Source organism: Vibrio sp. Vb2960 (genome assembly GCF_033337665.1).
In the GTDB taxonomy this organism is placed as follows: Bacteria; Pseudomonadota; Gammaproteobacteria; order Enterobacterales; family Vibrionaceae; genus Vibrio; species Vibrio alginolyticus.
This window is the reverse complement of sequence record NZ_JAWORD010000003.1, coordinates 205424-220177: the sequence shown is the minus strand read 5'-3', so window position 1 is coordinate 220177 and position 14754 is coordinate 205424. Positions and strand designations below refer to the sequence as shown.

The 14754-nt window shown below is 43.7% G+C and carries 13 protein-coding genes; 10 read left to right on the top strand and 3 right to left on the bottom strand.

Features of this window, described 5'->3' with window-relative positions; translation table 11 throughout:
* Window positions 1-164 precede the first annotated feature (164 nt).
* From R7O03_RS04330 to R7O03_RS04300, 7 genes are all read left to right on the top strand, one after another.
* Window positions 165-533 carry a hypothetical protein gene (locus R7O03_RS04330; RefSeq protein ID WP_031777210.1) on the top strand — a complete coding sequence of 123 codons (369 nt, stop codon included), beginning with the start codon at window positions 165-167 and terminating at the stop codon, window positions 531-533.
* A 9-nt stretch (window positions 534-542) separates the two neighbouring features.
* Window positions 543-1892 (top strand): HlyD family type I secretion periplasmic adaptor subunit, encoded by a 1350-nt coding sequence (locus R7O03_RS04325; protein ID WP_053307833.1) that lies wholly within the window; start codon window positions 543-545, stop codon window positions 1890-1892.
* Between the two features lie 3 nt (window positions 1893-1895).
* A complete protein-coding gene (locus tag R7O03_RS04320) occupies window positions 1896-4127 on the top strand; it encodes a response regulator (protein WP_213968313.1) in 2232 nt (743 codons plus the stop codon).
* Window positions 4102-5526: a TolC family protein gene (locus R7O03_RS04315; protein ID WP_213903492.1), complete on the top strand. Its 1425-nt coding sequence runs from the start codon at window positions 4102-4104 to the stop codon at window positions 5524-5526. Before R7O03_RS04320 ends, R7O03_RS04315 begins: the two co-directional genes overlap by 26 nt.
* Entirely contained in the window at window positions 5516-7102 is a 1587-nt protein-coding gene (locus tag R7O03_RS04310; RefSeq protein WP_064354595.1) for an ATP-binding cassette domain-containing protein, read from the top strand. The genes R7O03_RS04315 and R7O03_RS04310 overlap by 11 nt, the downstream gene beginning before the upstream one ends.
* Window positions 7099-9237 (top strand): ATP-binding cassette domain-containing protein, encoded by a 2139-nt coding sequence (locus tag R7O03_RS04305; protein WP_053350479.1) that lies wholly within the window; start codon window positions 7099-7101, stop codon window positions 9235-9237. Before R7O03_RS04310 ends, R7O03_RS04305 begins: the two co-directional genes overlap by 4 nt.
* Window positions 9238-9342: 105 nt before the next feature.
* On the top strand, window positions 9343-9717 hold the full coding sequence (locus R7O03_RS04300; protein WP_005375619.1) for a hypothetical protein: 375 nt from the start codon (window positions 9343-9345) through the stop codon (window positions 9715-9717).
* A 26-nt stretch (window positions 9718-9743) separates the two neighbouring features.
* Here the strand turns inward: R7O03_RS04300 and R7O03_RS04295 are convergent, their stop codons facing one another.
* The 3 genes from R7O03_RS04295 to R7O03_RS04285 all read right to left on the bottom strand — a co-directional run bounded on the left by R7O03_RS04295 (window position 9744) and on the right by R7O03_RS04285 (window position 12955).
* On the bottom strand, window positions 9744-10634 hold the full coding sequence (locus R7O03_RS04295) for an RNA polymerase sigma factor RpoD/SigA (RefSeq protein ID WP_025768458.1): 891 nt from the start codon (window positions 10632-10634) through the stop codon (window positions 9744-9746).
* A 333-nt stretch (window positions 10635-10967) separates the two neighbouring features.
* Window positions 10968-12410, bottom strand: coding sequence for a diguanylate cyclase domain-containing protein (locus R7O03_RS04290; RefSeq protein ID WP_132936358.1), 1443 nt, complete (start codon window positions 12408-12410; stop codon window positions 10968-10970).
* A 257-nt stretch (window positions 12411-12667) separates the two neighbouring features.
* A complete protein-coding gene (locus tag R7O03_RS04285; protein ID WP_318131535.1) occupies window positions 12668-12955 on the bottom strand; it encodes a ribosome alternative rescue factor ArfA in 288 nt (95 codons plus the stop codon).
* 365 nt (window positions 12956-13320) lie between these two features.
* On the opposite strand from R7O03_RS04285, the gene R7O03_RS04280 reads away from it, so the two are divergent.
* From R7O03_RS04280 to R7O03_RS04270, 3 genes are all read left to right on the top strand, one after another.
* Window positions 13321-13530 carry a cold-shock protein gene (locus tag R7O03_RS04280; protein ID WP_005375625.1) on the top strand — a complete coding sequence of 70 codons (210 nt, stop codon included), beginning with the start codon at window positions 13321-13323 and terminating at the stop codon, window positions 13528-13530.
* 89 nt (window positions 13531-13619) lie between these two features.
* Window positions 13620-14165, top strand: coding sequence for a YaeQ family protein (locus R7O03_RS04275; protein WP_005375627.1), 546 nt, complete (start codon window positions 13620-13622; stop codon window positions 14163-14165).
* The gene (locus R7O03_RS04270; RefSeq protein ID WP_213897602.1) at window positions 14152-14694 is read left to right on the top strand and encodes a hypothetical protein; all 543 of its coding nucleotides are present in this window, start codon (window positions 14152-14154) and stop codon (window positions 14692-14694) included. The genes R7O03_RS04275 and R7O03_RS04270 overlap by 14 nt, the downstream gene beginning before the upstream one ends.
* Window positions 14695-14754 lie beyond the last annotated feature (60 nt).

Below are 14754 nucleotides of genomic sequence, written 5' to 3'. Positions count from 1 at the left end.
TAGCTAACTGATCGTATTTAGAGGCAGTAAAGGACACCATTTTTAGAAACCAACTTTTTTATACAACTTTTTTCATACCTTTCGAGTTCTATAAAAACAAAAAAATTTGAAAACCCAGTATAAAGATCCTTACTTGTTGTCATTAAAGCAATTAGTGCGGTGGGATAATGATAAATATGACAAATCTGTTGCGCTCAGTCGACAACAGCCATAAAGGGCTGCAATTGCTATTAGGCGATTTTTACCAAGATTTCAGTGACGCAGGGATTGATATTGAGATGCTGCATAAACAAAACCGTTTTGAAGCACTCAGATGTTATTCAAAAAGACTAAAGACCATTCTCGTCTTGTTATGTGATGACGACTTACCACCAAAATTGGCAAAGCTTGAACACTTAAACAAACACCATTTCCCTGCTCCTAATGAATTGATCGAGGACGTTAAAACCGAGCTTAACAACGTAAACAAACAAATTAGCCAGCTGTTAAAAATCGAAAATTCAATCGATAGCCGCACAGGTAGTGAATCGTAGGGGTGGCTCATGAGTAATAAGCAAATAGAACATCACCTCAAAAAGGCGCTCGTTTCGAACAACGAAGCTTCGAAGGTAACAACAGACGATACAATCGTGCTAGCCAGTGCAATGACCAGCGTACACAAAACCTTGCTGGTTATCTTTTTGCTTTCCATGGTGGCTATCGCCGTGGCATCTCAGGCTCGTATCGACATTGTGGTGTCGGTGCGCGGTGAGCTATTGCTCGAATCTGACATCGAAAAAGTGCAACACCTTGAAGGCGGTATTCTAGAAGAAATGCTAGTGCGCAAAGGCGAAGTAGTTTACGAAGGTCAGCCTATTGCACGCCTTCGCTCTCTGGATAGAAACACTCAACTCGATACGGTAAACACAGAGATCATTCAGCTAGAGCTAGACAAGATTCGTTACGAAAGCCTGCGCGATATGGTGGAACCCGATTTTTCTGCCTACATCGAAAACTACCCAGAATTAGTGCAAGTCAACATGAATACCTGGCAGCAAGAATTTTCTAAAAACCGTTCCAATGAAGAGTTGATCACTCACGATATCCAACATAAGAATTCGCTTATTGATTCAATGCTCAAGCGCCGTAAAAGCTCCGAGAACCAGCTCTCCTTGATACGCAAGCAGCTCAATATTAAGAACACCTTGTACAAAGAGGAAATGGCGTCTTACGTCGATGTTCTGAATATGCAGGTTCAAGAGTCAAACATGGTGCGTGAGATAGAAAACCTTGATGAGTCGGTCATGAATGAGCGCTTCCAACTCGACAAACTAGAGAAGCAGTACCGAGACTTGGTGGAGAATCGTAATGCCGAGTATCAAGCACAAATCATTCAAGCAAACAAGGACTTAAAGTTGAAACGTATATTACGTCCTCAACACTCAGATAAAGTGGATCGCCTCGTGGTTTACGCCCCTATTGACGGTGTAGTAGATAAAGTGCACTTCAACTTCCGCTCCGCTGTGATACCGCCAGGTGAAAGCATCGCGGACATTGCACCGATCAATAACGCCCTTCACGGAGAGGCGAAGATCCCGCGTAAAGACATGGGTTTTGTAGAAATCGGACAAGCGGTCAAAGTGAAGATGGATACCTACAACTTTGCCAAATACGGATTTTTGGAAGGTCGAATTGCATCGATCAGCCGTTCTTCTTATGAAGAAGAAGACGCAGAATTCTATCTCGCGGAAATCCAAATCAGTCAAAACTATCTAGAGCGCGGAGGCACACAATACAAGCTGTCCCCTTATATGGAGTTTACCGCAGACGTGAAAACAGGTTCACGCCGGGTGATCGAATACGCAGCGAAGCCGGTTATGTCGGCTATCGAAGACGCATTCGATGAGAGGTGATGGATGAGTAGCAAACCTTCTTACAATATTTCCGTTCCTGTTATGCGCCTAAGCATCGCTTTCAGCTTGATGCTGGCTGCCCTCGCCTTTTATTTGTATATCTCTTGGGAAAAAGTGGATTCAGTCGAGAAAGTGCAAAACGCGCCTCTGTTGGTTCAAGCTCAACAGCTCAACCAAACTATCGAGTTTGATATTCAAACGCTTCAACGCTGTTTAAGCGCACGTTATTGCAGTACAACAGAGCTTGATTTTGAGGTTCTGAAAGACGAAATTGACCAATTTAAGTCGCTCGCGTCACTCAACAAAACCGAGTTTAGCTTGGTGGGCGCGACCGAATACACGCAGCTTGAACTGGCAATCAATCGCTTCTCAGACAGCCAAAAAACACGCGACGATGTGTTGGCACTGTACCTCTCGCTCACCAATAACTACCTACAAATGGACGACAACTACCGGACCATATTTAACAACCATGCGAGCGACCTAATGATGGAGAAAAACGAGTTCTTCATTTGGTTGTTTGTGGTCGTTGTCGTACTGGTTGGTATCGCAGTGCTATCGAACTTGGTGGCAATCCTTAAACTGAAAAAATCCAGCTCGAATGAGCGTGACATTGACCAAGAATTCGATGAGCTTTATCAAGAACTCAAACTACTGGATTTACAAAGGTTGGAAGAGTTGCTGAATGAAGTGAGCATCAATCCTAAGCAGCGTCAGATCTACTCACACCTAAAACTGATTTTCAGCAAACTCGAAGAGCAAAAACGCAATAACGATCTCTACAAGCAGCTCTATGCTCTGATTGGTTACGAGATTCGTGGCATCACCAACACCATTAACGGCGGCGTGCAATATCTCGTTCAAGAGACCGATGAGAGCGGAGTGTTGATGGCGCAAGATATAACCTCGGCTGCCAATACCCTGTCTGAATTGGCAGAGAACTACAACCGACTCATTTCACAAGGGACCGAGAGCAAATCGAAAGAGTTTTCACTGCTGAATGTACTGTCTGAATTGATGATTCACATCAGTTCAAAAGTGCAGCGAAATGAAGGTGAGCTAGACTGCTTTATCTCAGATAACTTACCAAACCGTGTTGAAGGACAATCCACCAGCTTATTCTGGGTGTTGTTCCTTCAGCTATCAAATGCCATCCAACTCAAAGCCGACAAGAAACTGTTTGTCACCATTGAATCAGGTGCGGCGTCAGACATTGAAAATACCCGCCTGACCATCAATCTAAACTTCTTAACCACGCTGGATGTGCCGCTTGCCAAGCTCAATACCCTACACTGGAGCGACCATAAGCAGCACACTGCAACCAAAGACGATTTGGCGAAAAGCGTACTGAAAGATTATGGCTATTACGAGAGCCATTGGTATCAATCGGGCAATCAGGAACGTTTTCAAATTCAGCTCGATTTGAAAGCCAAAAGCTTCCACACCGAGAAAACTCGCTTCGACAATAAGCGTTTGTTGCTGTGTGCCAACTCTCAGCTGCGCATTGATGTAATGAACAAAATGTTAGTCAACTTGGGCTTGGAGATCACGCCAATTCGAACGCCGAACGAACTCTTCTCTGCGGCAAAAACCTTTGGCGAATACGATGCCATCATGCTGACCGACACGTTCGAGCCAAACAAGCTGCCCTCACTGAGCAAAACGGTGAAATCGCAACTGCGCAATCACCCGAACACCAAGTTGTTGCTTTCAGTCACTAGCACTCAGCAAGCACAAGAGAGCCATACCTTTGTCGACAAGATTCTGAACTCCCCTGCGATTCCGTATGAGTTCATCCCTAACCTATTAGCAATCATGGAAGCGGAAGCCTCTGAAGAACAGATGGAGAACAGCTCATTCCTGATTGTGGAGGATGACCGTGTTCAACAGATTCTACTCAAACGTATTTTGAGCAAGCAAGAATACGAAGCCGACACCGTTGGCGATGGCGCAGACGCCGTTCAGCATTTCATGAATCAGCGCTCAGACATCATTTTTATGGACTGCATCATGCCGGGCATGGGCGGCATTGAAGCGACCAAACGCATTCGACAATACGAACAAGAGAGCGGACAGAACCCTTGCACCATTATAGGTGCGACAGCATTGACCAGCAGTAATGAACACCAAGCTTGTATCGAAGCTGGAATGGATTACGTGATCAGCAAACCTTATAAAAACGACGAAATCATCAAGGTGATCAACAAGTATGTGGCGGTACAGAAACTTAACTAGCTGTATATTGGCAGCGCTTACATTGAGCAACGCTCCTTCGGCAATGGCGACCACCTTGCTTGAGGCGGTCAAACTCGGCTTGGAAAACAATTTATCTCTGCGCGCTAGTGACAAAGGCGTGGAAGAAAACGAATACAACATCGACATTAGCCGTTCTAAGTTTCTACCCTCTTTAAACGGTGCTGCTGATACCACATGGAATGAAAACGAAACCATATTAACGGGAACACCGGATACACGTTCTAGCTACAACTCAAATAGCTACAGCGTGTCTTTATCGCAATCGGTGTTTAACCTTGGCGACATCTTCAAATACGGCACCGCGAAGCTGGATTTCAACATTGAGGAAATCAAACACGAGAACAAAATCCAGAGCACCATTTCTGAAATCGCGACGCAATATTTCGAATACCTCAAAAACAACGCGCAAATCAAAGCCACCCAAGTAGAACTTAAATCGTCTGAAACACGTGAGCGCCAAATGCGTCGCAACGTGGAACTTGGCAACACTGCGGCGAGCGAGTTGTATGAGGTAATTGCCCAGAAAGAAGGCATTGCCAATCGCTTAAGAACCTTAGAGAAAGACCGGCGCGTAATTTTGAACGGTTTAGAGATTCAAGTTCAATACCCAGTCACCCCATCACAAGACATCTACGAAAGTGTTCCCTTGGAGGAAATCAGCGAATCCGAACAACGTGAGATTCTTGAACAAGCTTTGAAGCTCAATAACGACTTATTGGTTGCGAAGAAAACCGTCGAGCGCAGCCGAAGAGGCTTGAAAGAAAGCGGTTCAAACTTTGTGCCGACCGTATCGCTCTCTGCCAGTTACCGTTACGACGATGCGAACAACTATGACCGAACCGACCCAACCGCAACAGGGGACAGTAACTCGACCAGCGTCGGGTTGAACTTGAATGTGCCAATTTTCTCCGGCGGTTCGGATTACTACGGTTATCAAAAATCGTCGACTGCCATCGAGCGAACCGAGCTGCTGTACCAAGATTCATTGTTCGCGACGCGCAATAGCGTTAACACCTCAGTACTCAACATTAACGACTTCTCCCGCGCCATCAGCAGTTACGAGAACATCATCCGTGCCAACTACGCTTCCTACAAAGGCATTCAACGCGCCTATCAGCTTGGTACGCGAACCATTACCGACTTACTGGCAGCGGAAAGTAAACTGTTCAGCGCGCTACGTGATTACGAGAGCGCGCGCTATGACTACATCATTGAATCGATCAATCTTGAGCAAATCAAAGGCATGCTATCGGTTCAATCTATCGAAAGCATCATGCAGTTGATGAGCGATATCGAAGGCAGAAGCAATCAAGACTTAGTTCCAAAACACCTTCTCTCTAAACCATCGATTAAGAAAGGAGGTCGCAATGCAAACTGAGCACTTTTCCCAAAAGATTAACTTTGCTGACAAGTGTTATCTGACTTTCTCAACGGTCATCTCAACACTGTTTGGTTTAGTGCTGCCCTTTTCGATTCTTATTATCTTTGACCGTGTTTTACCTAACCAAGCCAAAGACACGCTGTTTCTTCTGTTTGCCATTATCTTGATCACCATCTTCCTCGACTATCACTTAAAGAATCAGGAAGAGAAGATTTCGTCGGTGATCATGAAGCAATTCGAAACCAACTTAACCAACAAGGTGTTTCAATCAATCTGTTTGGCTGAGATATCGAAGTTTCGTCGTCTAGAACCCGGTGAATACCTAGAGCGTATTGCGACCATTCCAGAGATTAAATCCTTCTTTGGCGGAGAATCTGTACGGGCATTGATCAACCTTGCCGTCAGCATACTGACCATTCTGATTATCGGTGTGATCAACATTTGGGCGGGAGTGACCATCTTGCTCGCCTCCATCATTTTGGCGGTGTTCGCACTGAGCCTATCTAAGCAGAAAATCAACAGCTTAGAAAACAAATCCGACATCGAAGGCTTAACTACTTCTAAAATCATCGAGATCATCTCTAGCCCACTCGATATCAAAGCGCGCAATATGGAATATCGCGTTGAGAGCCTCATGACACAAATGGTGGAAGAGCGTGAAGTCGAGAACATCAAATACGAGCAAATTGAATCGAACTTCAGCCTTATCTTGTCGCTCATACAACAGCTCTCCATTGCTTGTGTGGTGGTAGTTTTGGCAACGGCAGTTATCAACATGCAATCTAGCCAAGGCATCATGGCTGCCATCATCATGCTTACCAACCGCTACTTCGCGCCATACCAGCAAGTAATGCGCACGGTGAGTCGATGGGAGTTGAACAAGCTTCATATTCAACGTATCGCCGAGCTGCTTGAGCTTGCTGCATCTATAGAACAACAAAACGACACGACGGAAGTCGAGCGCATCTCGGTGAAGTATTCGGAAAAACAACGCATTGAGTTTGAACGCGGTCAGGCTTACTTGCTGACGGGGAAAAGCGGCGCAGGTAAAACCCACCTCGCCAATTGCATTACGCGGCAAAACACCGACAGCAAGCTCGATATCCAAATCAACGAGACACCGCTCGATGACGTCAACTACAACGTCTGGCGTAATAGCGTGCTCATGGTCGACAAAACCAGTTCGTTCGTCGAAGGCACCATCATCGACAACTTGACTTGTTTCCGCCCGAGCTTAAATAACACGGCATTTGCGCTTTGCGAAACCATGAACATCAAGGCACAAATCGATGCCCTTCCCGCTGGTTTTTACACCGAGCTTAAAGGACATTTACGCAACCCATTCTCGCGCCAAGTCGCTTATGCCTTGTTGTTAGTGCGTGCCTTACTCGCGAACAAACGTGTGTTGATCTTCGACGACATCGACTGTGTTTATGATGACGACTTTGCTCGATTGGTTTTGACCAGCACCGCCTATCGCGCCAACGACAAAATCCTCATCATCGTCAGCAACAAGATGGACAAACTCAATCATCGCCTCAAACGCGTCAAACTTACCGGAGGTGACCAATGAGTATTTTGGTTGATTTTAATAATGTCCCTCAGCGCTTGTTGGACTTTGAGGCTCGCAGTTATGACGAGCGATACAATGAGTCACCTTTGATTCGTGGTTTAGCTTACACCCTCATAGCGCTTGAATGGGAAGGCACACCTTCTATCCTCAGTGACGCTTTTATCCCTAAACCAAAAGACAGCGACAGTTTTATTGCCACCATTGAACGTCTTGGTTACCGTTGTGACGTCACCAAATTAAAAACGTTGGAGCACATCGAGGGGCACCCTCATCCTTGTTTTATTGAGATAGAAAACCTCACTGCGATTTTCTTGGGCACCAAAGACGGCAAACTGATCCTGTTTGATTACACCAATAACAACACCATTGAATACCCGCTCTGCAAGAAGCCGTGCTTGTTGGTGTCGATCAGCGAATACTCCCGCTTATTCCGAGAGCCGCCACCTGAATCTCAAGACCGCAGTAACTGGATTAAATACGCGTTTTATCGCTACAACAATGAACTCAAAAGCCTGATTATTCTCAGCTTCGTGGTCAGCATTCTCGGCGCACTCCAGCCCTTTTTTATTATGAGTGTGTACAACTTCGCCTTAACCTCTAGCTCGCAAGCCACGCTTTATTGGCTCACGTTATTTGCTGTGATTGTTGGGTTCTCGGAATACTTTTTCAAGAAAATGCGGGTCAACATCATCGCCACATCAGGAAAGGATTTGGCGGTGCATATTTCTCAAAACGTAATATCCAAACTGTTGTGGCTTCCTTATTCGATGACATCTACCGCTGGTGTCTCTTCTCAGTTAGCACGATTGAAGGACATCGACACTTTCCGCCGTTTGGTAACCGCAGAGTCAACATTAAGCTACTTCGACATGCCGTTTGTTATCGTATTCATTATTGCCATTGCTCTTATGTCTGGTACCGCAGCGCTAGTCGTTATGGCGGGGTTGATTCTAATGTTGGTGTTCTGTGTTTATTCTCGTTACATCTACTCGCAAGCCACGTCCAAGAGCTCTCGCGCCAACGCCATGGTTTCTTACCAATGGAATGAGATTCTTCGTGGTATAAAAACCATCCAAGGCTTGCCATTATTGCGTGTTATCCAGTCCCGCTTTAGCGCATCGCATTTACAAAGCACCAACGATGCAGAACATGTTTCAGTGACTAATAGCAGGGTTCAGGCAGCAGGCGGGAGTTTGATTCAGGTTATTGGTACCGCAAGTATCGTCGCGGCCGTTATCGGCGTGATGGACGGCACCTCCGATGCAGGTGCAATGCTTGCTACCGTAATTTTAGTCTGGAAGGCGTTGGGGCCTATTATGGGCATCTACAACTCTATTTCTAAGTTCCAATCCATTAAGGCGTCTTCTGCGCAAATCAACAACCTTATGGCGATGAATGACGATAAGCTAACGTTAGAGAAAAGCCCCCCTATTCGCCTCTTTCAAGGTAGTATCGTCGGCTCTGGTGTGAGCCATCGTTATAGTGGTGCGGCAACAGGCTTAACTAATCTTGGTTTTAAAATTCCACCGGGCGCAAAAGTTGTGATTTGTGGACCAACAGGTTGCGGTAAAACGACGCTCATTTCTATTATCGCTGGGCTAGAGGAACGCTATCAAGGCTCAGTTTCGGTGGACGGTTATAACATCAAACAATTCAACAGTTACCGCTATCGAACCTCGATTAACTACATCCCGTTTAACCTGCATATTTTTGAAGGCTCCTTGGAGACTAACTTCATCTTGCATAATGGGTTAATCCCAACAGAAAAAATGCGTGAAATGGTGAGTTTCTTTGAGCTCGATACATGGTTGCCACAAGGCCTGGACACTCAATTGAGCGTTGATATCTGTAAAAGTTTACCAAATGGTATTCAACAAAGACTGCGGCTCGCATTAGGGCTAGGCAACTGCGAACAATCTTTGATTATCATTGACGAGCCATTTAATGGTGCAGAGCAAGAAAATTCCCACTACTTCAAGCGGTTATTTAGCGACAAACTACTCAATAAGACCGTTATTTTCTCAACGAATGATCCGGGCATGATCTCTACATCCAATATGAGCTTAGTCTTGGAGCCAGATGGCAACCTGAAGTATTTCGGGTTAACCGATAAGTACTTAAAAAGTCTAAGTTAAGTTCGGAATGTGGTGTGGTTCATCATTCATACTTGAGCACGGTCATTGACAAAAATGTAAACGATGAGACTATTTACTCTGTAAGCGCGTACACTAAGGAATCCGATGTATACATTTGTTGCAGACAAATTGGATGTGGTTTATTTATCAACGATACCAGAAAACTACCAGTTACAAGACTTCGACGTGCCTGAAGAAGAACTCGAAATTCGTGAAATTGTAGAGGTATGGTATGAGTGTGCGTTTCTTCCTGACTTTAACCTTCAACACATCGACATCGAAAACAAAACTGCTTTGGTCGAGACACAAGCGCAAGTCGTAAACAACTACACAAGTACGCTCGCTTTTTTACTCAAAAGTCGTACTTATCGCGCAGCACTTAACCGATTATTGAGTGTATGGAGATTGGAGGCAGCAGCTAAAGCACAGCTTGAGCTGCTGTTACTTACGGAAGAACAGAGTAGCAAGCCAGTAAATTAATCAGCTAGGATAAGGGGCTAAAAATCTTAAACCCAACCATCGAATCGGAGACGTTTCTGCACGCGTTCAACCGCCTCTATCTGCATCTGACGAACACGCTCGTTAGATACGTTTAATAACAGGCCTATTTCCGACAAGGTTTTCACTCTCTGGTCAAATAATCCGAATCGATGGATCAAGACTTTCTGCAACTTAATTGGCAAAGTTTTAATAATATTTTCAATAGCTTGAGTAAAGCACTGGTTTTCACAGTCTTGTTGTGGATCTGGCGTATACTCACTTTCACACAGTTCAAGAACAAATGGAACACGATGTAGGTCCGCAGTGGTCGATACATCAATAAAACCACTTAGAGCAACAAGTTCATCTATACGTTCTGCTTTCACCCCTGAGCAGCGTGAGAGTTCAGAAATAGACAACTCCTTGCTCTCACTTTTTGACGCATCGAGCTTTTTTAAAGCCAGGCTATTTATCTCTTTGCACACATGAGCAGGTAAACGTACCGTGCGGCCATTGTTCATTAATGCCGCTTCTATATTCTCGCGAATCCACCATACCGCATAAGTAGAAAAACGGTAGCCTGGCTCAGGATCGAACTTATCGACCGCTTTTATCAAACCAATGTTACCTTCTTCTATTAAATCAAGCAGAGTAAAGTTATTGCCTGGCCGTTTGAGGTAACCTTTTGCGATTTTCACAACAAGTCGAAGATTAGACTCAATCAACATTTCGCGCGCTTCTTCATCACCAGCTCGATTAAGTTTGGCGTAATGCAACTCCTCTTCACGAGACAACAAATCAATCCCCACAATATCTTTGAGATAGTGAGCATAAGGGTCTTTCCCAACTGACAACGATTCTTTCATTGACAGTTCATCCGTGACAGCTCGGAACCTAGCAAAGCATTCGTTGTTCATTCCCCGTCCTTCTCAAGCCAACTTATTTCTTATCTTCTTTAATTGTTTTTGTACAACACTGTATGCATCATGCTTTATATGCATTACTTTACACTGAGTGTAGACAGGGGTTCTGATCTTTACCAAGAAATCACTTATCACTTTAAAACAATTACTGCTTCTATGATAAAAACGTGAGCAGGTGGGGGGTTATATATATGAAAGTGCAAGTATTTGTACGCAAATTGGCCTCAAAGAAAACAACGCAACGTGATCGTTAACGCTTACCACGTTACTCTGACTAAAACTTTGAGGCTTGAGGATGGTTTGAAGTATCAGTTGAATTAGCGAGATCTAATTCACTTGACGAAGCGCAGGTTGAAGCTGACAGTCTGTTATAACTTGGAAAACTGCACGATTCTTTCCTTCAGACTTACCTTGATACATCAACTCGTCAGCATCTTGCAAGCTCACGATGTGGGTAAACTCAGGATAGTAAGCACAGCCCAAACTGATACTCAAATGAATTGCTTGTCCGCCCAGTATAACAGGCTGATCGTAAACTGCTTTACAGAGCATATTGGCAAAATTGAGTGCTTCTCGCTCTGACAGAGAAGACGTAACGAGTGCGAACTCTTCTCCTCCAATTCTCGCCAATGTCATTCGGTCATCAGTCATCGACTTAGCGGCTTCTGCGATGGCAACTATTGCTCGGTCTCCAGCAAGGTGGCCATATCGATCATTGATTGATTTAAAATCATCAATATCAAACACCATCACCGTTAAGTTTCGCTTCAAATGATTCAGTAGCGCCAATTGCTCAATAAGGTGTCTACGGTTGTATAGCTTTGTGAGAGAATCCGTCAACGTCATCTCCAGCAATTGCTGATTGGCAATCGTTAATTGCCTTGTCCGAAGAGCAACCATACGTTTGAGGGCAAAAATATGATAAAGCGTTGCAATCGCCATAATGAAAATAGCAATAGGGAAAAGATAAAGTGGATAAACCGTTTTCACCACACTCCAACGGGTGAGGATCCGCTCACGATCCGTATCGATGACTTTTTCAAACGCTCTTGATACCTCTAAAATGGAAGTTGCACTGTGCATTCCTGCTGCAATCCGAAGATCTTTACTATATAAGCTAATTGTCGGGACAAACATACCCGCTCCCGGCGTGGTTGCCATATAAAAGTTAGCAACTTGCAGGTCTGCAACAAAGTACAGCACCTTTTTATCGACGGCGGCTTGTATCATCGAATCATTGTTAATGTATTCTGCGATAGGTGCATTCGGATAATTCGTCTGAACAAACTCAGACTCGTAACTTCCTTTAACAACGCCAATTGGCAGCGTCATTTCGCCAGTTAAAACACTCCTGATATCAACCGAAAGTACATCTTTATTTACGTACAATTTGGTTTGGATGGGCATTATGACGGCGCCAAAGTCCATATACTTCGCTCTTTCGGGCGAGTAGACAAGTCCTCCGTGAAAGTCAGCCTTACCCTCTTTTACGGCTTGTAACGAAGCATCCCAATCCAAAAGGAGAAACTGAACGTCAATTTGGTTGTTCGCCGCGTACTCTTTCCAAAAGTCGATTAAAATACCTTTAGGTTCACCATCTGGGCTAAGGTAAGAGAACGGCTTCCACGCTTTGGAGTTAGCAACAATTAAAGAATGAGACTCTGACTTGTGTGCATGCGCCATCGGACAAATGGACAGCCACAGTAGTAATAAAGAAGCACACGCTTTTTTACATTTGCAACCATAAGTACCATAACTCGTCGATGACATACCTACTTCTCACCAGTCTTTTTAAACCATAATCTCGGCTGTTTGATTAGACTAAAGATATAGTAGAGTTGCATAATACAGGAAGTGACGCTTATTGATATGAATCTAACTTAGTAAGTTTTAGTACTTAATTGGTACTTTCAACGCTTGGTTCGCTGAAGCAGTTGAAGCAGTTGAAGCAGTTGAAGCAGTTGAAGCAGTTGAAGCAGTTGAAGCAGTTGAAGCAGTTGAAGCAGTACATGATAAATTAGGAAAACTTATCTGGTACTAAAAAATTGAATATCATCAGTTTTGCAAACACCTAGTACCAATAAAAAAGCCCTATTCAAAATCCACCTTGGGGAGAACTTTGAATAGGGCTCTTTGCCTCTATGCTTCATTTTACGGCTGAAGCTACCTTTACCTTTTTTCGCTTTAACGACTCGTGTTTGGAACAGCTGACTGGTAACAACCGCTTTTAACGCGTTGTCTTTGATTTCACCTCTGCCGAAGTCGGTCTCATGTTGTGAGCCACTCGGTTGAGGACTGATTTTACCCTTTGCCATAAATCCTCCTTAATGGTCGAACCAGATTGGACAATAATTATATAAATAAGTCAAATTTATAGATTTAGTTGAATTTTATGCTAAAAAACTTCACATCACCGTCATTTATTTGAAATTTAATCAAAAACATGCTGGTTAAATAGTGACTAAATACAAATATTTGTCCATAAAGCACTAATATATGTTGACTCTTCGTGGAATTAACCTAGACTCAAACACGGCTAGAAAGAAAGTTCTTTGTTTTCACATTTCGTTGGATTACTTGTAACCCGTCGTCCTGTGGTACGCAATAGCAATTTATTTTTCCACGCTATAAGCGCCGTTGAGGCGAAAGATTACATTATTTAGATATTTAGGAAATAGACATGTCTAACACAGCTACTGGCACAGTTAAGTGGTTCAACGAAACTAAAGGCTTCGGTTTCATTCAACAAGAAAACGGTCCTGACGTATTTGCTCACTTCTCTGCAATCACTGGTGACGGCTTCCGTACTCTAGTTGAAGGCCAGAAAGTAGAATTTGTTATCTCTCAAGGTCAAAAAGGCCCTCAAGCAGAGCAAATCAAAGTACTTTAATTCTTAAAGAATTTGATACGATAGCCAGCTTTTAAAGCTGGCTATTTTTTTGCCTAAAACTTATTTTGCCAACAAAACGATATAAATCTATGGCTCTTAAACCAACCATTTACAAATTTCGTATCGCCATTTCCGATATGAATAATGACTATTACGATTCTAAAAATCTAACTATCGCCCTTCACCCTTCTGAAAAGCCGCAACGAATGTTGGCTCGCATTCTAGCTTACTGTTTAAATGCTCAAAGCAATCTGGAGTTTACAAAAGGACTCTCTACGATTGAAGAGCCTGATTTATGGCATGTTGGCGATGATCAAAGCATTACTCACTGGATTGAAATTGGCGAACCAGAACCAGACAGAATTAAGAAAGCTTCTCGCCTAGCAAAGCATGTAAAAGTTTACACTTATAACACCAAAGCGGCTGTCTGGTGGGACAAAATGTCAGGAAAGTTCTCAATGCTTCCCGTCAACGTAGAGAGCTTTGACTATGACGCTATCGACTTGATTTGTCAGCACCTTGACCGAGGTACTAGCCTTTCTGTTATGATTACTGGCAGCTCAATTTTTGTTGATATCAATGATCAACATATCGAAGTAACGGTGAAGGAACTAAAAAACCATGACGTCTCTTAGTGAACTGAGTCAAGAGATGGGATTTGAAGAAATCCCCTTTGTTAAAGAACATAAAGCAGCAAAGCGACGTTGGTTAAAAGAACAGTCACAACTATTTACAAAAGTTTGTGAGAACAAACCCACAACAGCACCTACTCTTCACCTGCTTGGCCTTTTGACCAAATCACATATTGAAGCAAGTGCTAACTACGAGCAAAATGCTCACTCTACCCAGCGTATGCAGCAAGTTCTGACTGACTCCTTGGGTAATGAGCACGCGGATAAGTTTACTAACCAATCTGCTGAAGACCTAATCTTAGTCACCCACCTTTGGTTATACACGCAAGGCTATTTAAATATGGATTTCAGCTTGGCGCACGATCATGCCGAGCAGACTCAAAATACATTGCAGCACGAGCTTGTCATAAAACGCATGGACGTTGATGCATTCAGAACCGAACTCATGCAAAGTTTTTATCAAGGTAAAGAAGCCCGTCCGGCTTCAGCAAGTGGCTTTTGGGGTTGGTTTAAACGTCTATTTTCCGCATAAAATACATGGTTTTATCCATTTCAAACAACTGATAGACTTCACGCTCAGTGCAACAAGCAT